Source organism: Pseudorhodoplanes sp., assembly GCF_059499825.1.
The window spans coordinates 242,947-261,972 of record NZ_JCABZI010000010.1 but is presented as its reverse complement, the minus strand read 5'-3'; the positions used below and the strand labels follow the sequence as shown (position 1 = coordinate 261,972).

14 protein-coding genes are annotated in these 19,026 nt (G+C 57.1%); 8 read left to right on the top strand and 6 right to left on the bottom strand.

What is annotated here, in order from left to right:
* The first annotated feature begins 439 nt into the window (after positions 1 to 439).
* The 5 genes from AC5I5I_RS14980 to AC5I5I_RS14960 all read left to right on the top strand — a co-directional run bounded on the left by AC5I5I_RS14980 (position 440) and on the right by AC5I5I_RS14960 (position 6,183).
* Positions 440 to 1,306 carry an FkbM family methyltransferase gene (locus AC5I5I_RS14980; protein WP_495974378.1) on the top strand — a complete coding sequence of 289 codons (867 nt, stop codon included), beginning with the start codon at positions 440 to 442 and terminating at the stop codon, positions 1,304 to 1,306.
* 595 nt (positions 1,307 to 1,901) lie between these two features.
* Complete coding sequence (locus AC5I5I_RS14975; protein WP_495974376.1) at positions 1,902 to 2,600, top strand: sulfotransferase family 2 domain-containing protein; 699 nt, start codon at positions 1,902 to 1,904, stop codon at positions 2,598 to 2,600.
* Between the two features lie 670 nt (positions 2,601 to 3,270).
* A complete protein-coding gene (locus AC5I5I_RS14970; RefSeq protein ID WP_495974374.1) occupies positions 3,271 to 4,125 on the top strand; it encodes an ABC transporter permease in 855 nt (284 codons plus the stop codon).
* 1 nt (position 4,126) lies between these two features.
* Positions 4,127 to 4,870, top strand: a complete 744-nt coding sequence (locus AC5I5I_RS14965; RefSeq protein WP_495974372.1) for an ABC transporter ATP-binding protein — start codon at positions 4,127 to 4,129, stop codon at positions 4,868 to 4,870.
* Between the two features lie 71 nt (positions 4,871 to 4,941).
* Positions 4,942 to 6,183, top strand: a complete 1,242-nt coding sequence (locus tag AC5I5I_RS14960; protein WP_495974370.1) for a glycosyltransferase family 61 protein — start codon at positions 4,942 to 4,944, stop codon at positions 6,181 to 6,183.
* Between the two features lie 39 nt (positions 6,184 to 6,222).
* Here the strand turns inward: AC5I5I_RS14960 and AC5I5I_RS14955 are convergent, their stop codons facing one another.
* Positions 6,223 to 7,248, bottom strand: a complete 1,026-nt coding sequence (locus AC5I5I_RS14955) for a GDP-mannose 4,6-dehydratase (protein WP_495974368.1) — start codon at positions 7,246 to 7,248, stop codon at positions 6,223 to 6,225.
* Positions 7,205 to 8,182 carry a GDP-mannose 4,6-dehydratase gene (locus AC5I5I_RS14950; RefSeq protein ID WP_495974366.1) on the bottom strand — a complete coding sequence of 326 codons (978 nt, stop codon included), beginning with the start codon at positions 8,180 to 8,182 and terminating at the stop codon, positions 7,205 to 7,207. The genes AC5I5I_RS14955 and AC5I5I_RS14950 overlap by 44 nt, the downstream gene beginning before the upstream one ends.
* Before the next feature lie 430 nt (positions 8,183 to 8,612).
* Here AC5I5I_RS14950 and AC5I5I_RS14945 point away from each other — a divergent pair, with 430 nt between their 5' ends.
* The 3 genes from AC5I5I_RS14945 to AC5I5I_RS14935 all read left to right on the top strand — a co-directional run bounded on the left by AC5I5I_RS14945 (position 8,613) and on the right by AC5I5I_RS14935 (position 14,148).
* Positions 8,613 to 13,481, top strand: coding sequence for an FkbM family methyltransferase (locus AC5I5I_RS14945; RefSeq protein WP_495974364.1), 4,869 nt, complete (start codon positions 8,613 to 8,615; stop codon positions 13,479 to 13,481).
* 9 nt (positions 13,482 to 13,490) lie between these two features.
* The gene (locus AC5I5I_RS14940; RefSeq protein ID WP_495974362.1) at positions 13,491 to 13,658 is read left to right on the top strand and encodes a hypothetical protein; all 168 of its coding nucleotides are present in this window, start codon (positions 13,491 to 13,493) and stop codon (positions 13,656 to 13,658) included.
* 298 nt (positions 13,659 to 13,956) lie between these two features.
* Positions 13,957 to 14,148: a hypothetical protein gene (locus AC5I5I_RS14935; RefSeq protein WP_495974360.1), complete on the top strand. Its 192-nt coding sequence runs from the start codon at positions 13,957 to 13,959 to the stop codon at positions 14,146 to 14,148.
* A 939-nt stretch (positions 14,149 to 15,087) separates the two neighbouring features.
* On the opposite strand, the gene AC5I5I_RS14930 is transcribed toward AC5I5I_RS14935, so the two are convergent.
* The 4 genes from AC5I5I_RS14930 to rfbB form a co-directional block, all read right to left on the bottom strand.
* Positions 15,088 to 15,249 carry a hypothetical protein gene (locus AC5I5I_RS14930; RefSeq protein ID WP_495974358.1) on the bottom strand — a complete coding sequence of 54 codons (162 nt, stop codon included), beginning with the start codon at positions 15,247 to 15,249 and terminating at the stop codon, positions 15,088 to 15,090.
* A 16-nt stretch (positions 15,250 to 15,265) separates the two neighbouring features.
* Complete coding sequence (locus AC5I5I_RS14925; RefSeq protein ID WP_495974356.1) at positions 15,266 to 16,609, bottom strand: class I SAM-dependent methyltransferase; 1,344 nt, start codon at positions 16,607 to 16,609, stop codon at positions 15,266 to 15,268.
* Between the two features lie 465 nt (positions 16,610 to 17,074).
* Positions 17,075 to 17,947, bottom strand: a complete 873-nt coding sequence (gene rfbD, locus AC5I5I_RS14920) for a dTDP-4-dehydrorhamnose reductase (protein WP_495974354.1) — start codon at positions 17,945 to 17,947, stop codon at positions 17,075 to 17,077.
* Positions 17,944 to 19,002: a dTDP-glucose 4,6-dehydratase gene (gene rfbB, locus AC5I5I_RS14915; RefSeq protein WP_495974352.1), complete on the bottom strand. Its 1,059-nt coding sequence runs from the start codon at positions 19,000 to 19,002 to the stop codon at positions 17,944 to 17,946. Before rfbB ends, rfbD begins: the two co-directional genes overlap by 4 nt.
* Positions 19,003 to 19,026: the final 24 nt, after the last annotated feature.

Genomic DNA, 19,026 nt, shown 5'->3' with positions numbered 1-19,026 from the left:
CTCATTGACAGTCTCGTCTTTGAATGTCCGCGCTCACCCCGCGAGGATCTATAAAAACGTCGCGGAAGCGAATGAAACTGCGGAGGAGTCATGCGTAACGGGTTACTCTACGACTCGATCAGCAAGGGTTGGTGGCCTAATCTGCTGCTGCGATCGCCAAAACAACAGTGAATAAACTGAGTTGGTAACGAACTAACCAAGATCCGGCAACACGATCACACTCCTTGAGGCGGACAGTCGAATGTGTCAGCGTCTACGTCAATCCCTACAAATACTTATCCGTACTTTGCGCGGCGTAGATTCATTACACCACGCCAGGTTTGAGGCTCAATTACCGTTTAACAATCCGCTCGGTGCTGTTGCTCAAGTGCGAGGCATAGATCCAGAACTGCTAGTGACGGCAGTGCCTCCGCTTCGAACACTAGAAGAGCGTGTACTTATGGCAACACGTTGCCGTGACACGGATGTTCTGAGCAAAACTCTTGATGCCGGGAAGGTAGTGACGCGCGCGGACGGCAAGCGTGTCCAGATTATGCACAACGGAATCGAGGTCATCGCCGGGGGCTACTACGGAGATTGGATGATGGACCTTATCGAGCGCTGCAGAGGTCACCACGAGCCGCAAGAAGAAGTGGCGTTTGCTGAGGTCCTGCGACATTTGTCGCCGGAAGGGACGATGATAGAGTTAGGCGGATACTGGAGTTTTTATTCAATCTGGTTCGTCAAAGACCACCCACGCCGACGAGGCTACGTTGTCGAACCCGATCCGGCTCACATCGATGTTGGCAGAGCAAACGCGGAACTCAATCAATCTAGCCTGCACTTCACAAACGCATTCGTCGGACCGGACCCAGTAGCTGCGGCTCCATTCGCCACCGAGAAAAGCGGCGTGATAACTCTACCATGCGTCTCGATTACTAGCCTGATGGATGCGAATAACATTGATCATCTCGATCTTCTCCACTGCGATACCCAGGGCGCTGAGCTCTCGGTGCTAGAAAGCTGTCGTGAGCTTGGTAAGCAGGGCCGAATCGGGTGGGTCGTTGTCTCAACCCATGCTCACTCCATCTCTGGAGACCCTCTGACTCATCAGCGCTGTCTCGCATCGCTCTCCAGATCGGGCGCGAAAATTCTTTGCGAGCATGACGTCCAAGAATCGTATTCTGGAGATGGTCTGATCGTGGCCACTTTTCGGGAGGTGCCCGAAGGTTGGCGCCCACCTACAATTTCCTACAACCGTGCTTCTGAAAGTCTATTCCGAAACCCGTTGTATGATCTGGCGGCGGCCGTTAAAGGCGATGGATAGCTTGTTGTCAAATAGACTGTTGCAACTCTCAGTGATTTCCGTCTTTCGGACTGCGCTAAGCTGGAACATTCCAGATCTGGGGCCGGGCCTGAAGGCGTGATGAAAACGGGGGGTCTCGGATGCGCAGGTCGCCCTTTTGCTAAATCTGCCGGAGTATGCCACGACATTGGCGAGGCTCTACCGCAAAAACCGGCGTCAACGCGGTCAGCGTATCGAGAACAAGGAAGTCTGGACCCGCGGGCGGGGGTCGCCCCTTGCTGGACACGCTGCCGACGCCTAAGCGGCAGTCGTACAGTTGACGGGAGCGCCCTTCATAAGGACTCCGGTCTCGACCTTCTGGCACACACTTCGATTTGCGTTGACCGGCGCTCGTGGCCGAATTTATGCAGAATGCTGGGGTGCTGATCAAGATTGGTTCCAGCGAAAGCCAGGGCTAGCACTTTGGTCGCTCGAATGACTGGCCCTATCAGCACAAGCTCGGGAGTTCCATGCAAGCCAGAGCGCACGCGCGAGTGGCAGAAATCTGATCGTTGTTTGACTTCCGATTATGCGTGACTAGTGTTTTCAATGTACACTACTGGGTGAGGTACATGATATGACCGGAGCGTCCGCCCCGCAGAAGATCGTTTTCGTTCACATCCCAAAGTCAGCAGGCACCAGTCTCAGGACGTGGCTCTCGGGCTATTTCACGCCTGAAAAACTCTGCCCTGAATTTCATGATCGCCTGCCGACATGGGATCGCACCTCGCTCAATAGGTACGAACTGTTCTGCGGTCACTACCAATACGAAACGCTATCGCTGATCGATGGGCCCATGATCCTGCTGACGATGCTACGCGAGCCAAAGGCTAGACTGCTGTCTTGGTACTATTACGGGAAGTCGTACACTTTGGAACACATCGAGACAGCGGCGCAAAATATACTTCCGCAGAAAAAAATGGGGCTTGAACAATACTTATGCGAGCACGGCCGTGACGCCGGTAACATAGCAACGCGCATGATCGGGGGCGGTGATCTGTCGTTGGCGAAATCCCGGCTTCAGGAATTCTCTGCAGTCGGCATCATGGAAAAAATGAACGCCTCGCTACAGGTTTTCGCGCAAGCAATCGGCAGAGAGGTTGATCAGCCAATCCCCCGCGAGAATGTCACCGGAGCAAGATGCGACGAGCCCGAGTTTGAAGCTACACCTCCAATCCGCGAACCCATCACGCCGGAGATCGAGCGCCTGCTGCACGACTGCACAGCAAACGATCGCGAGCTTTACCACTTCGCGACCACCAGCCGCGCGATCTAGCACTTTCAGGTCGTCGCAACTATCTGATCGGCCCGCTCTTGGGTAAGGACCCCTTGAGCGAGCCTGTACGCTTCCAGCCAATGCCCTGGTTCCGCCACGTCGAACTCCACCGCAGAGCCGGAAGATGTCGAGCTAGCCCGAGCTCCCCATCCGTCCGGCTGCGTGTTCCTCATCCGTGACGCGCACCAGGGCCTGCAAGCCAATGATCGTCGAGCCTCTGCATCACACGCTTCTCGACGAGCACTTACGCGCCGAGGGCCGCCGTACCGGTTCGAAATCATTGAGGAAATGCAGTCGCTCTAGACGATACCTTACAGGCTAAAATCAGCACCTGACGCATCGTGGCCTTAGTACGAACGGCCGCACTCCGGCCACAGCCTTCGTCGAAGGATGCTCTAACCGCTACAGCAAACGTAGGAGATCGGACCACTAAACAACAAGCCTTACGCGCTCGCTCATCGCGGCGCCTCAGCCCGATAACTCTGTGTGTACTTGCAGTGCTTGCGCAGAACATGCGTGTGCGCTATTGAAATTACACCCACCTTGCATCGCAGCAAATCATATCGATTACAATGAATAGTTGGTCGTTTCTTCCACTTTGGGCTTACGTTTCCGCAGACCGAATGGCTCACACATCGAGGGCCCAAGTCGAACTTTCGGCGGTCACTCGATGACGCAAGCAACAAATCATCTGGTCCAACCGATGGAAAAGGCCGTTCAATTTAAGCCCGCCATTTTGCTCAAGGATGGCGCAGTTGAGATCTTCTCAGCCCTCAAAAACTATTACGTGGCCGTCGTATTCGGCTGGCAAGACATTGCTCAACGCTACAGGCGATCGAAGGTTGGCGCGTTTTGGATCACGATCAGCGTCGCAATAATGATCGGAATGCTGAGCCTGCTTTTCGGCGCGCTGTTTCGCGCTCCATTGCATGACTTTCTACCCTTCGTCGCTATTGGCATGATATTGTGGACCTTTATCTCGTCAATGATAGCGGAAGGATGCACAGCCTTCATCGAAGCATCTGGAATGATCTTGCAAACACGCCTTTCGCTTTTCACGCACATTCTGCGGATTACATGGCGTAACTTGATCATCTTGGGCCACAATCTTATCATTCTGCCAATTGTTCTTTTTGTCATGCATAAATTCCCTGAACCGGTTTGGATTCTTGCGCTCCCCGGCTTTGCCCTCGTTTTAATTAATTTAACCTGGATTTCTCTTCTGCTTGCTATCTTATCCACGCGGTTTCGAGACATCATCCAAGCCGTTCAAAGCCTTATCCAGATAGCATTTTTCATGACGCCCATCATGTGGATGCCCCAAACGCTCTCCGATCGTGTCCCGCAATATATCCTCGAATTCAACCCCTTTTTCCATCTGCTTGCCCTAGTTAGGTCGCCCCTTCTTGGGCACAGCCCAGACACAGTCAATTGGCTCGCGAGCCTGGGACTGGCCGTCTTAGGATGGCTGGCTACACTGATGGTTTTCGGGCGATTTCGTAGGCGAATTCCTTACTGGCTTTGACATGCCAAGAATCGCGCTAAGACACGCATCCGTCGACTTTCCTGTTTTCGACGCCTCGGCGCGATCTCTAAAAAAGCGCGTTTTCCGAAGCATGGTCGGGGCAACGATCACCCAGCGTCCCGACGGTCACGTGGTTATTCGTGGCCTAGAGGACGTAAACTTTGAACTCAACGATGGTACACGGCTGGGACTAGTTGGCCACAACGGAGCGGGCAAAACGACCTTACTGCGTGTGTTGTCCGGCATATTCGTTCCAACAGGAGGCGAAGCGATAATCGAAGGAAAATGCGCTACGCTGATAAACATCTCGCTTGGGATCGATCCTGAGGCATCCGGTAGGGATAACATCCGTCTACGCGGGTTGATGATGGGTATGACCCCACGGGAGATTGCCGATCGTTCAGAGGATATTGCGGAATTTACCGGCCTTGGTGAGTTCTTGGATTTGCCGTTTCGCACATATTCAACTGGCATGCAGTTGCGTCTGGCCTTTGCGGTCTCGACATCCGTGGCTCCCGAGATACTTATCATGGACGAGTGGCTTTCGACGGGTGATGCCGAATTCCAGCACCGTGCTAACGACCGTTTGCGCGCGGTCGTCGACGCATCCAATATTCTGGTCCTTGCGAGTCACTCGGCGGAACTCATTAAAGAGAATTGCAACCGAGTGATTTGGCTGGAAAAGGGTCGAATAAAAATGGATGGCGTGCCGGCGGACGTTCTGCGCGCCTATAGCGAGCAGTGAACAGCCCAATTCAGATTGCGGATAGACTTAAGCGGTCCCTGCGATTGAGGACTCGATCGGCGAGACGGCTCTTGCAAAGCTCTTGCAAGAGCTTCTACCAGTCCTCTGAACTCGTCAACAAATCTATCTCGCAAGCCGGAATTGCTTGCGATAGCCAGACCGACTTATTGCGCACAAATGACGATGCTGTTTGGCGCGCTTGTTCCGCAACAACCGTTATGGTCAAGAATGTCAAATCCGTAATAGCCAGCGAGGGAACACGCAACAAGACCACTTTAGAAGCATCACTTTCCGAGGCGAGATTCCAAACACCGGAAATCGTGTTTGGCCGCTTTCATAATTGCGTCGCAGACCCGATCTCGATCCGGCTCGTTACCAAGAAGGCCGAGCTTATTTCGGAAACAACAACCGTCCACGACCTCCTTGACCCGCGTTATAGAGACGGCGGACATTTGATCCGAGGTGGAGGCGCAGTCCGGCAACTGCGGAAGAGCCACAACTATGTTGATGAAGATGTCCTATTTGCCTTCAACTCATTCAGTCCGTCCTACGGACACTACCTTTTGACAAGCTTGCCAATTGTCTTTTATTTCTTCGATGAGATAAAAAAGGGTTCTTTGAAGATTGTTGTTTCCGCAAACCAGCCACCATGGGTGACGCAACACCTTTCAGAGCTCGGGTTGAGCGAGCAGGATTATCTCTATTTGCCGGACTCATCATATCAGTTTAGATCTGCAATCGTTTCCAACATTATCGATGCCAGCAATACGAGGGCACCCAACCCAAATTCCCTTTGGTGGGCTCAACAGTTAGCCCAAGATGCCATGCCGCTTGGCAATACACCGACGCGCCGCATTTACGTACGACGATCGCAATCCGGAGATGTATCCTCTCGAACAATTTCCAACGAAGAGGAACTGATCCGACGTCTGGCATCAGCAGGCTATCGCATTATAGAGCCTGCTAGGATGCACTTTCGAGATCAAATCAAGGCGCTTTACGACGCCGATGTAATCGTTTCACCGCATGGGTCAACACTCGCAAACATTGTCTTTTGTCGACCCGGGGCGAGGGTCTTTGATCTCATGCCGGATAGCTGGGTCGGGATAAGGGGCGACTCCTTGAGAGATGTTTGGGCTTCCCGAATGTGTGAAGTTGCAAAACTAGAGTACTCAGTGTTCCTTTGCCCCTCATACGTGAGGCAAGTCCATTTCACCGGGAACGCTGCCATGACTTCTCGGATTTGCTTGACGGACCTAATGAATGCATTGGCAAATAGCGCGCAGTCAAATCAACGCCCCGCAAAGGGCTAGGGATCAATCTGCGATGTAATTATGTAATCTCGCTCATGATTACTGAAATCCTGGGGGCCTTGATCTCCAGTAGTTTAAGACATCCTCTATGGTCTTCTTTAGAGGAATACGTGTAGTCCATCCGAGCTCCGCTTTCGCTCGCGACGTGCTTCCGCTCATGATTGGAATCTCAGATTTCCTGACCAAGTCTGGATCTACTCGAACTTCAATTTTTGAAGCGGACATTCCAAGCATCGCTTCTAAAATCGAACCAATGCTGGTTGGAAATCCAGTCGCAAGGTTGATCGGTTGGCAGGAGATGCGATTTGTCTGCGTTATCGCGCAGGTGTAGGCATCTACAACATCGCGAACGTCTAGAAAATCGCGTTCGGCGTCTAAGTTGCCTACCTTCAGCACCGGAGCAGCGAGGCCAGCTTCAATGTTCGCGATTTGACGCGCGAAAGAGGAAACCGCGTAGGCGGGAGACTGGCCGGGCCCGGTGTGGTTGAACGGCCTGAACAACACCACATCAAGCCCATCGTGTGAGAGTTGGTTCAGAAGACACTCCGCCGCTAGCTTGCTCGCGCCGTAAGACCGCAAAGGCTGGACAACTGCCTCTTCGGAAATCGGAAGTGGGCATGTGTTGAAACTGGTCCCATAGACGTCTGCACTGCTAGCAAAAATCAGCCGCGCGTCAGGAGCTTGCCTTAATATCGCATGCGCCACATTGAAGGTGCCAAACAAGTTGACATCCCACATTCGACGGGGATTCTTGCTGCCTTCGGTTGGATTGGCTACAGCAGCAAGATGCACGACACAGTCAGGTTTTAACCTTGCAATCGCGTTTTCCACTGCAACATGAGTCGTTATGTCACTTTGGGGACCAACGGTTGTTTGATCAAACAATGGAAAGACACTTATACGACCGCTAAACTCCGGCTCCCGTAAGCGGCGGACTAGCCACTGCCCTACAAAGCCGCTTGACCCCGTCACAACAACGCGGATTGGAGCCCGGGTTAGGGCATCAGCGCCTGTAGTCATGTCATTGCTTTCGAAGTCTGGCCAGATCCGCATCAACCATTTCACAAATCATATCTTCTAAAGAAATTGTCGGCTCCCAACCAAGCTTGTTTCGAGCTTTCTTTGGATCGCCCAATAAGATGTCGACTTCAGCCGGTCGGAAAAACGCGGGATCGATAACAATATGATCGTCCGCATTCAAACCGACATGTGCGAAAGCGATACGGCACATTTCGCGAACTGTTGTCGTCCTTCCCGTAGCAATGACATAATCGTCGGCATTATCTTGTTGCAACATCAACCACATTGCCCTGACGTAGTCCCGAGCATGCCCCCAATCTCGTTGCGCCTCGATGTTGCCGAGACGCAGCTCGCTAGCTTTGCCTAATTTGATCTTAGCTACGCCGTCGGAGACTTTCCGAGTTACAAATTCTATTCCTCGTAGTGGCGATTCATGATTGAAAAGAATGCCGCTGGAAGCGTGCATTCCAAAGCTTTCCCGGTAATTGATAGTGAGCCAATGTCCGAAAAGCTTCGCTACGGCGTAGGGAGAACGCGGGTAAAATGGCGTCGTCTCTGACTGAACGGGCTGCACAATTCTTCCGTACATTTCGGAAGAGGACGCCTGATAGAAGCGCGCGTCAGGTTTAGCTATGCGAGTCGCCTCCAAAATGTTTGCAACGCCGCCAGCGGTGATCTCAGTCGTGAGTATCGGTTGCCGCCAAGATGAAGCGACAAAAGACTGGGCCGCAAGATTGTAAATCTCATCGGGCTGGGCTTCTTGGATCGTACGCACCAAAACGGGGATGTCTCGCAGATCACCGTCCACTAGGATGATCTGGTCGGACACACCAAGCCAATTGAGCCTCGTAAGGCCAAGTTCGGAGGTGCTGGACCGTCGGACCAAGCCAAAGACTCGATAATTCTTAGAAAGCAAAAACTGTGCCAGATAGGCGCCGTCTTGTCCAGTGATCCCAGTAATTAAGGCAGTCTTTGACAAAGATTCCCCCTACGAAAGGTTTGTTCGCAACGCCCGGTTACAAAGCGCTCGGAACAGTATTTGCATTTTTTCGACGATAGCGCAAAAGTTGTGCGCCAAATACAACTTCTCGATCGAGAGTGACCTCTGCTCACCGTGAGCTCCGCTCGAACGCTGGATGACGCGGCTGCAAAATTTCAAGTCTGTCCTACTCACGGCGGCCGTCCTCTGATCTATCGCTTTGATAGGCGACTTGTTGTCGATCGCGCTCCACGCCCGGCTTCGCATTTCGCTGGCATCGCGAGGTCTCTCTTCTCGCATCGGCCAAGTCGCAAGCAACGTGAGCACCACCCTCTAGTTGTCAAGGCGTTTACGGACTGGCAGAAAAGAGCGCGCGCCGGATCCCGTGCTAGCGGGAGCCGCGACGACAATAGGCGCGCAGAGGGGTCGAATGACTTTTATCTCGTACGCGCAGAATTTTGAGGATGTGATGCTGCACCGGGCGCTGCGGCACGTCGAACACGGCGCATACATCGACGTCGGCGCGGCGCACCCCGACGACATGTCGGTCACGAAGGCCTTTTACGAGCGTGGTTGGGTGGGGATCAACGTGGAACCCGACCCCGACTTCGCCGCCGAGCTCCGGCAAAGCCGTCCCCGCGACATTACACTCGAAGTAGCGCTCGGCAGCGTTGCCGGCGAGGTGCCGTTCCATCGTATTGGGGGCACCGGCCTGTCGACACTTGATGCCGGCATCGCCGATCTGCACGTGCGGGCGGGATTCAGCTCGGAGATGCGGCGCGTTCGGGTGATGACGCTCGCTGACGTCTGTCGCGAGCACCTGCGCTCCGAGGTTCACTTTCTTAAGATCGACGTGGAGGGTTCGGAGCTGGAGGTCCTGCGCGGCGCCGACTTCAACGCCTGCCGCCCGTGGATCGTGCTCGTCGAAGCGACAGAGCCAATGACGACGACAGAGAATCATATGCCGTGGGAACCTATCCTCCTCCGGGCCGGCTACAGCTTTGTGTGGTTCGACGGGTTGAACCGCTTCTATGTCGCGGACGAGCACCGGGCCGAACTCGGTCCAGTTTTCCGCACGCCTGTTAACGTCTTCGACGACTTCGTCCGGTCCAGCGAAGTCCTAGCCGCGCGCATGGCCGCTGCAACAGAGGCGCGGGCGGGGGCGGCGATGGAGGAGGTAGGTAGGCAGATCGCCGCGGCGACAGAGCGGGTTGCCGAGGCCGACCGGCTAAGGGTTGCGGCGGAAGAGGAGACGCGTCGGCAGATCGCCGTGGCGGCAGAGCGCGTTGCTGAGGCCGACCGGCTAAGAGTTGCGGCGGAAGAGGAGACGCGTCGCCAGATCGCCGTGGCGGCAGAGCGCGTTGCCGAGGCCGACCGGCTAAGGGTTGCGGCGGAAGAGGAGACGCGTCGGCAGCTCGCCGTGGCGGCAGAGCGTGTTGCTGAGGCTGACCGGCTGCGGGACGCCGCGCAGCGTTTTCGCGACGCGGCGATTATGGATGCCGCCGCACTGCGAGCCAGCACCTCTTGGCGACTCACTGGACCCTTGCGCGCCGTCCGCCAGATCGCGCGCCGACACGTGGGCTCTGCTTTGATCGAGGCCGGCGTGTCGCGACCTAGGGTGGAGCGCCTTGCGCGCGTAGGCGGCGCGAACGGGAGCGCGCTGAAGCGGGCATCACGCGTAACTTTTTACGCGGCGACCCGCGTAGCCGCCCGCATCCCGGGCGCCGCCTGGGCAGATCGCGGCCTGGGCCTGGTCGCGCCGAGAGTTCGTGACTGGCTGCGGCTTCGGCGTGACGCCTACCTTGCCTCCGCCCTCGGCGCTGCGAACGCGCCGTCTCCCGAGCCCAAAGCCGCCCCCCCGCAACCGCCGGCGATTCCCATTTCTGCTTCTGCCGCGAAGGGATCCGACGGGCCGCGGGCGTTTCGCGTTGTCCACCAGTTTCATTCCGGCTCATCGCCGGGAGACGCGATCACGAACAGCATGCTGCTGATCCGTCGGTGGTTGCGCGATCAGGGGTACGAGAGCGAAATCTTCGTCGAGCATCGCCATCACGCATTAGAGGCAGAGCTTTTGCAACTCGATGACCTCCCCGGTCACGAGCGCTATGTGCTGATCGTGCATCACTCTATGGGATACGACTCCCTGGACCGAGTGCTCGCGTTGCCAGCATCCAAGGTTCTAATGTACCATAATATAACGCCGTCGCGGCTCCTTCAGGACGTCCCGGCCTTCGCGCAGTACGCCGATATCGGCCGGCACCAGCTCCGTCTTATGCAGCCGCACATGACGGCGGCGCTCGCGGACAGCGTGTACAATGCTCAGGAACTTCGCGCCGCGGGCTACGAGTCTCCGCTCGCCTGTCCCTTTTTGTTCGACGTGAACGCGCTCCTCGCCGACGCGGCCGAGGGGCGGAGCTCCGAGTGCGAAGCTTTCACCGTCCTCTTCGTCGGGCGCGTCGTGGCCTCTAAGGGACAGGCGGATCTTGTGAGCGCCTTCGCGGTGTTCCGCTCGGCATGGAATCGGCCATGCCGCCTCATTCTCGTGGGCCGGACGGACGGCGACGACGCTCCCTACCCAAACGAGATTCGACGCCGAATTGCGGCCCAGGGGCTCGAAGAAGTCGTCACCCTAACGGGCCCAGTGACGGATAATGAGTTGCACAGCTGGTATCGAGCGGCCGACCTCTACGTCTCGCTCAGTGAGCATGAGGGGTTCGGCGTGCCACTCGTCGAGGCGATGGCTCATGGCGTTCCGGTACTGGCATGGCCAGCGGGGGCGGTGCCCTATACCCTTGGCGGCGCGGGCGAGCTGCTCGAAGATCGTACGCCCGAGACCGTGGCGCGCGCTATGCTCGCGCTGGCTCAGGACCCTGTGCGACGCGTCAGCATGGCCAGGCGGGGCCGCGAGGTGGTCGACGGCTTCCGCCTGGAGCGGTACTCGCCGAGGCTCCTACAGGCCCTGCGCTCTGCCGGAGCCGCTCCCCCGGACGACGACGATCGGGCGGCGCTCTCGACCAATTTCCGCGTGGCCGTCCGGGGCCACGTTAACGGCACTTACAGCTTGGCGACGGTGAATCGCTCAATGGCCACCGCGCTGGAATCGCGGCGACCGGGCACGGTGCGGATCATCCCTTGGGAGAACGGTCCGGTGGATCGCTTCGACGGCGTGCCATTCGACGAGCGGGATGCCATCGCCACGCTCGCCCGCCGCCCCGTCCCAGCGACCGGACCGGAGATCGTGCTCTGCCAGCACTACCCCTTCCACTCCCCCGAGGACCCGCGCGACGGCGCCGTTGCGATGGTGTTCTGGGAAGAGTCTCTACTGCCGGCGAAGTTCGTGGATGCTATCAACGCTGGCTTCCGAGCGGTGCTCGCGCCCTCCTCGTTCGCGGCGAAGGCGTTGGTGGACTCCGGCGTCGGCGTGCCGGTGCCCGTTTCCGGCTACGCGCCCGCGCTCGAGCCGTTCCTCCGTCTCGGCAACGAGCGCGTCGGTTCGCCCCGCGCGGCGGGCCGGCCGGTCACTTTCCTGCACGTGTCGTCATGCTTCCCGCGCAAGGGCGTAGACATCCTGCTGGAGGCATACGCAGCAGCCTTCCGGCGGGACGAGCCGGTTCGTCTCGTCATCAAGGGCTTCCCGAATCCGCACAACGAAGTGGCCGAGCAATTAGCGACGCTGCGCGCGCGTGACCCGGAGGCGCCGGATATCGTCTTCGTGAACGAGGACCTTGGCGAGCAAGCTCTGCTTAACCTCTTCGCTGAGGCCGATGCCGTGGTCCTGCCGACACGAGGCGAGGGCTTCAACATCCCAGCAGCCGAGGCGATGGCCGCGGGCATCCCGCTAATTGTCACGGGTTACGGCGGGCACCTCGATTTCTGCACTGCTGACGAGGCACGGTTCGTGGATTTTCGATTTGCGCAGTCGCGCAGTCATCTCGCGTCCGGCAACTCGGTCTGGGTGGAACCGGACCGCGCTGGTCTGACGCGGGCCTTGCGCGACGTGTTCGAGGACCAGACGGGCGGCGGGGACCGTTCCGCCGCGATGGCCACCCGCGCGCGCGACGCCGTCCGCCGCAGGCTCAACGCCGCGCACTGGGCAGACCGGGCCGTGGACCTCATGCTGGATGCGGCCGTAATGGACAGCACAGCTCGGCTGCGCGTCGCCTGGGTTTCCACTTGGAACGTGCATTGCGGCATCGCCGAGTACTCCCGGCACCTGGTCGAGGCCGTAGCGGCCGCCGGGAGCGGGACGGAGCTCGTTATCCTCTGCGAATCGCGGACAGCGTTTCCGCCGTCGGGTGGACTCGTACCCGCCCGGATGGCCTGGGAATTAGGCAGCGCGGACGCCTCTGCCTCCCTGGCACGGGCGATCGCGGTAGAGGATCCGGAAGTTGTGGTCATCCAGCATCAACCCGGCCTAATCACCTGGGAGCACCTCGTTAAGCTCATGCGCGACCGGCGCGTCGCGGACCGGGCGGTTGTGGTGACTCTGCACGCCGCGCCGCGCCTCCTGGACATCTCTGCGGCGGAGCGCTCGGCTACCCTCGCGGCGCTTCGCGAAGCGTCGCGGGTGCTGGTGCACCGGGTCGAGGACCTTAATCTACTGAAGGACCTCGGCCTCATAGCCAACGTGACCTTTTTTCCGCATGGTGCCCCGCCGCGATATGGGGCGCCGCCAGCGCGGCCGCTGTCTCCGGCCGATGCGCCCATCATCGGATGCTTCGGCTTCCTCCTACCGGGCAAGGGCATTGACCGTCTCATTGAGGCCGCAGCAGCGCTGCGTCCACGCTGGCCGCGGCTGCGCCTACGGCTCATCAACGCGCTGCATCCCTACGACCCAGGCGACGAGCTTGTGAAATGTAAGGGTCTGGCGGCGGAAAGGGGCTTGACGGATGCTATCGAGTGGGAGACCGCGTTCCTGCCGATGGAGGAATGCCTTCGTCGCCTAGCCGGATGCGACCTTATCGCGCTTCCTTACGACGAGAGCAAGGAGTCCTCGAGCGCGGCCTTGCGCGCGGCTCTCGCAAGCGGCGTGCCCGTGGCAGTTACGCCCGTGGAGATCTTTGCAGAGGCGCAGGACGCGGTATTCCGTTTTGCCTACACCGACGCCTCCGCTGTGGCTGACGGGATCGACATGCTCCTGCGTGAGCAGCATTTGCGGGCGCGCTGCCAGGAGCATGCGGCAACGTGGCTCGCTGACCATGCTTGGAGCGGTCTCGGGCACCGGCTCCGCGGCATGCTGGCTGGCTTGCAGGCAAGCCGGCACTGGCGGCGGCACGATCGGCGACGAAGCGGTTTATAGGGGAAACTCATGAGAGGTCCGCTTCGTCCGTTCGCTCATGCTCTGAGGGCGGCACTCGGCATTCACCGCGTGGCAGAATGTCTGGACGCGATCGAGCAGCGGCTCTCGAAGGTGGAATTCGGCGCAAAACTGGACACGATTGAGCAACAGCTGGGCGCGCTCCGCGCCGAATTGTAGTGTGGAGCCCAAGGAAGCCTTGCGGCCCGATCCCGCGGTGAAAATGTCCGTTATCGACTACAGGGCGCTGACCGGCAGTCCGCCGCTGCCGGTCGAGCCGCGGCCATCCATTAGGAAAGGACCTCGCATATGCTGCCAAGGCGATCTCTCGACTGACGGCTTCCGGTACTGGATGTCGTGCATGCGGCAGGCCCCGGCCATGAACCGCAAACTCTTGTAGTGGTTTTTCATCGCGGACTCCCTTTTTCAGAGGAGCCAACTTGGGCCGCTCCGCCGCGGCATCGGCTTCGGTGTGGGCTTGGAGCTGCTGCCATCGCTCGGCGCGTCGCTCGGCGTCGATATCTTGGCGACCGACATGGCCCAGGAGGGCGCCGCTGCCGCGGGGTGGAACGATGGACAACACGCCGCCGGGCTGAAAGCGCTAAACCGGCTCGGGATCTGCGACGAGCCGACCTTTCGGGAGCGGGTTCTGTTCAGCGTTTTGACATGAACAACCTGCCCGAAGACCTGGAAGGGCGCTTCGACTTTTGCTAGTCGCCCTGCGTGCTAGAACATCTCGGCTCCCTCGAACACGGCCTAGATTTCGTCGAACGCTCAATGTCAGTCATTCGCCCAGAGGGCGTCGCTATCCACACAACGGAATTCAACATGAGCTCAGACGACTAGACCTTCGAGTCCCCCCACCCTTTCGTTATACCGTCGCAGGGATATTGAGTCCCTTTTCGTACGTCCTCGGCAGGCCGAGCGTACCGTCGAACCGAGGACTGGGACAACGGCGCAGCCTTTGCGGACGGCTACGTGGACGTACCGCCCTACTTCCCTACCTGCGGCTAGAAAATCGCGTCCTATACTTGCACCTCTCTTGGCATCATCGTGCAAAGGAACGAGGCGCCAGTTGCTAACAATTGACGTAGGACATGCCTCGAGTCATCGCGTATCTGTTGGAGCTCAATGCGAAACTTCCGCAATTGGAAGCTAGGCCGACGGCCTGGCAAAGCTTCGGAAACAAATACGAACCTCAACGTGCACAAACCATCCGAGTTCGCAGCACGCGCCCCCACTGAGCGGCATAACCGGAACAGATTCTCCCTACAAACGAGTACAAATACGGGAGCAGGTCACGCCAAACTTCTGCGGCACCGACGCGACGGCGGCAAAGGGCATTGCAAAAGGATCTTGCCGAAACCGCGGAGGCGTCAGTGAGCGCAGCGGGTTCTTGGAAGACCTCCACCGCTGCGCACTACTGTGACTGTTTTCAGGCCCAAGTGGCTGCAGTCAAGCCAACTGGCGTAATCCCGTGTTCGTCGCCGAGCCAATATCCCGGACATTCCGGCTCCACGAGGCTTGCGCACGAGCGACAACTTCCTGCGGCGATTGCAACGGCGGTGCGGATAACGAATGCGCCTTGGTTCAAGAAAATCGAAGACTTCTAAACAAAATACGAGGCTTGCAGTAGGGCGGCGAGCTGTCTGCATTTGGTCGAATAGGTCGAAACTTCGGCGGCCGCGCGATCCAACAAAGCAGGAACGATCCGCCATTCGAACTGCCGCTTGCCTTCACGAGACATATCAGCAGCATCGCCAGCGCTCATTTCATACAACGAAACATCACCCCCATTTCAGATGTATAGACTTCTTGATCCGACCGAGAAGACTTAACCGATTATCGCGGCCATCAACATGTTGCTCGCTCGCTGCGACCGAAATCTGACAAAATTCGACGGACGATATGGTAACGCTTGTAGGAGTGACCCCAAACAAACGAACTTCAACGTTAACTGCTCGATCGCGCAAAACAAAGTCCAATGAATACTGTTCAGCGCGGTTAGTCGACATCAAGTCAATGTCTCTCTTTGCGACAACGTCTCTTCCGTAGTTTTGGCAAATGTCAATTATCACCGCTCCACAATTTTCAGTATCCGCCTTTACATTTATCGTTGCACGCCAGTGACCAGCCTGCAGGTTAATGTAAGGCCCCCAAATTATGTAACCCACATCCCCGTCGGCGGTTAAAAGGCCATGAGGCCCCTTCGGATGCGCTGAACAGATAACATCTTCACTTATTGGAATTACCACTTCGCCGCTCAAACTTCGCCTTAACGTCCACACGTTTGCGAATCCAACGTCAGCTGATCGCTGCAACGATCCTGACCACCCAGTGCTTTCAAATGCCTTGACAAAATAATCTTCGCGATACCCTAATTCCATCCACCCGTTTTGCCGGATTGCCCATAGCGACTCACCGTCCATCCGCAAGCCCCAAGGAATGGGAAAATCCGGGAGAACAGGTTCCGCGCCTAGATAAAGGTAGCCAGTAGGCCTCAACACGTTATGAAGCCCTCTAAAAAGCCTCATGTGATCCGAGCAGTGATGGAAACATTCATAAAAAAGAGCCGCATCAAACTTATCTTTGATAGTCTCACACGCGAAAAAATCTCCGTTGATCACGTTGATTGCAACTCCATGCAGTTTGGCTCGCGCTTGGATTAACTCGCAAAATCGCGCTTCAATCTCGACGACCGTTACTTCGTAGCCAAGCAGCGCAAGAGCCAGCGTCGTATTCCCCCACCCCGCTCCAAACTCGATGATTTTTGATCCTGAGGGAATCTCGATTCTGCTTATCAGGTACCCCAGTGCTGATAGGTGCATACCCGCCACAGCGGTGCTTTTTGAGGTATAGGGGAATGGATGTGTGGTAGCCGCCGCTACGTCCAAATGACTCACTTCGTTTTCTACGCGATAGCTCTTACCAGCAAGTCGCTCATACATCTTCATCTGGTAGGACCAATACTCATCACTGAACGGATCCCTGGGAAGGTCCTTGTAGACTTCGGAAAAATCCAAGCAGAACTCAGAGAATATTTTTCTCATGGCCGCGTCTGAGTGATACGCCGCCTTCTCGATTTCTTTAAGTTTACGATCAATCTGATCGAGGTCTCTAATAACTTCCATTGGCATCATATCTCTGTTTGAACGCCCCTGGTCCCCGAGGGCAGTTTGGTTAGCGCAGGGGCTGGCGGGATGACGGTTTATAGAGTCCACCTCATTTCAGTGCTGCGAATTTGGATGGCGCTTGACGACAGCAGCGCGAATATCGAGGGCGGAGCCGCACGTGGAGCATCTTCCGGCCGGACCGTGGGTTGACTACCTTTCTCCGCTCGAACTCCAAAAGGATCCGGTGCCCCAGCGCCGGTGCTCAAGATTGTAAAAGCGTCGATGTATTCTAACACGACGCCCCCGGATTCGTGTGGCGGTTTATCCGTCGTCTTCAGCAATTAAAAGAAACTGTCCATCAACGCGTTGTCTCCTGCATTGCTGGCACGGCTCATCAAGCAGACGACGCCGTGAGCGGCATCCAAGCCGTTTGCACTGCTCGCTTTGTTAGCGGCTTATCAATCCGTACGAGATAGCAAATGATCAGGTCCGGCAAAGGGACCAAGCAACGCGCTCGCATTCGGACGACCAAGCCTGCGGCTGCACTCCAAATGTCTTGATGAATAAATCGCAGTCCAACTCCGAGTTAGCAGGGCGCGGCACCTTAGTAGGAAGATCTTCTGTTCTGATCGCAACGACCGGAGTAGATTTGCCGGCAAAGCGCGCTCGGACGGCTACGATTTTTTCAGCGAAAGCGTGCCATGTGGTGACACCGCACCCGGCGAAATGGTAGGTGCCAAAGGGACAAGTTCGCTCAATCATTCGCGGCACGATCGAAAATACCGCCTCTGCAATTTGACGCGTTGAAGTCGGATTGCCGCGCTGGTCGGCAACCACGCGCAGCTCGTCACGTTCGCCTGCTAACCGAAGAATCGTCTTCAGGAAATTCCTGCCGAACTCGCCATAAACCCAGGCGGTGCGAAGAATGACGTGCTCCGCGGTCTCCGCGCGAACTTTGTCCTCTCCTTCGGCCTTCGAGCGACCATAAACCCCCAGTGCAACTACTCGATCACTCTCAAGATACGGTCCCGTCTTCTTTCCATCGAATACATAGTCAGTAGAGAAATGGAGGACTGGGATGTTCGCAAGCCTGCAGGCCCGTGCGACATTTTCAGGCCCTTGGGCGTTGGCCAGAAACGCAGCATCGGGCTCGACCTCTGCTTGATCGACATTGGTATAGGCCGCAGCATTGACAACCACGCTTGGTTTGAAATGTCGAATAGCGTCTGAGACGCGCCCATAATCAGAGATGTCGACATGCTCGCGCGACAAGCTCGTCAGGGCGATATTACGCGCCCGCGCATCATGCGACAATTGCTGTCCGACCTGTCCACCTGCCCCGAACAGGAGGATCACGCAACTACCCCCAGACGCTCTCCGCCGTAGGTCTTTGAACGGATCCGCTGCCACCAATCGGGATTGTCAAGATACCATCGCACCGTCTTCTGGAGACCGCTCTCGAAGCTCTCTTGGGGCTTCCAGCCCAAATCCGTGATCACCCTGGACGGATCGATTGCGTAACGCCGGTCGTGACCTGGGCGGTCCTTTACAAAGGAAATCAGATGCTCTCGGGCTCCCACGTCGGGAGCAATTTCGCGGAGAACCGCGCAGACCGTCGTTACGACGTCTAGATTGGATTTTTCGCACAAGCCCCCAACACAATACTTCGCGCCTGCAGCCCCCTGGGTCGCGATTAGCATCAAGGCGCGCGCGTGGTCTTCAACATAGAGCCAGTCGCGAACGTTCTTGCCGTCCCCATAAACCGGCAAAACGCGCCCCTCAAGCGCATTGATGATCATCAGCGGAATAAGCTTTTCCGGAAACTGGTTCGGTCCGTAATTGTTCGAGCAGTTGCTGATCAGCACCGGCAGACCGTAGGTATGATGCCAAGCATTAACAAGGTGATCGGAAGCCGCCTTCGAAGCTGAGTATGGCGAGCGTGGATCATAGGCTGTCTGTTCGTGAAAGTAGCCCGTCTCCGGCAACGAACCGAAAACCTCATCGGTCGAGACGTGATGAAAGCGAAAGCTGCTCCGTCGCGACGCCGAGAGTTTTCTCCAGTAAGCGTGTGCGACCTGCAACAGGATGAAGGTACCCACCATATTGGTTTCGATGAAAGCAGCGGGACCGTCGATGGAGCGATCAACGTGGCTCTCAGCCGCAAGATGAACAATGTAATCTGGAGCGTAGTCGTCCATCGCCTCTGTCATCTTCGCGGCATCACAGATGTCTGCGTGCAGGAAGCGGAATCGGGTGTCACCCGCAACGGATGACAGGGATTGCATATTACCGGCGTAAGTCAGCTTGTCGACGACAAGCACCGAATGGTTGGTTTCACCTATTAACAACCGAACGAATGCAGACCCAATGAATCCCGCTCCACCGGTGACAAGGAACCGCTTCTGGACCATCTCTCAACCCTGGATGCCGCGGCT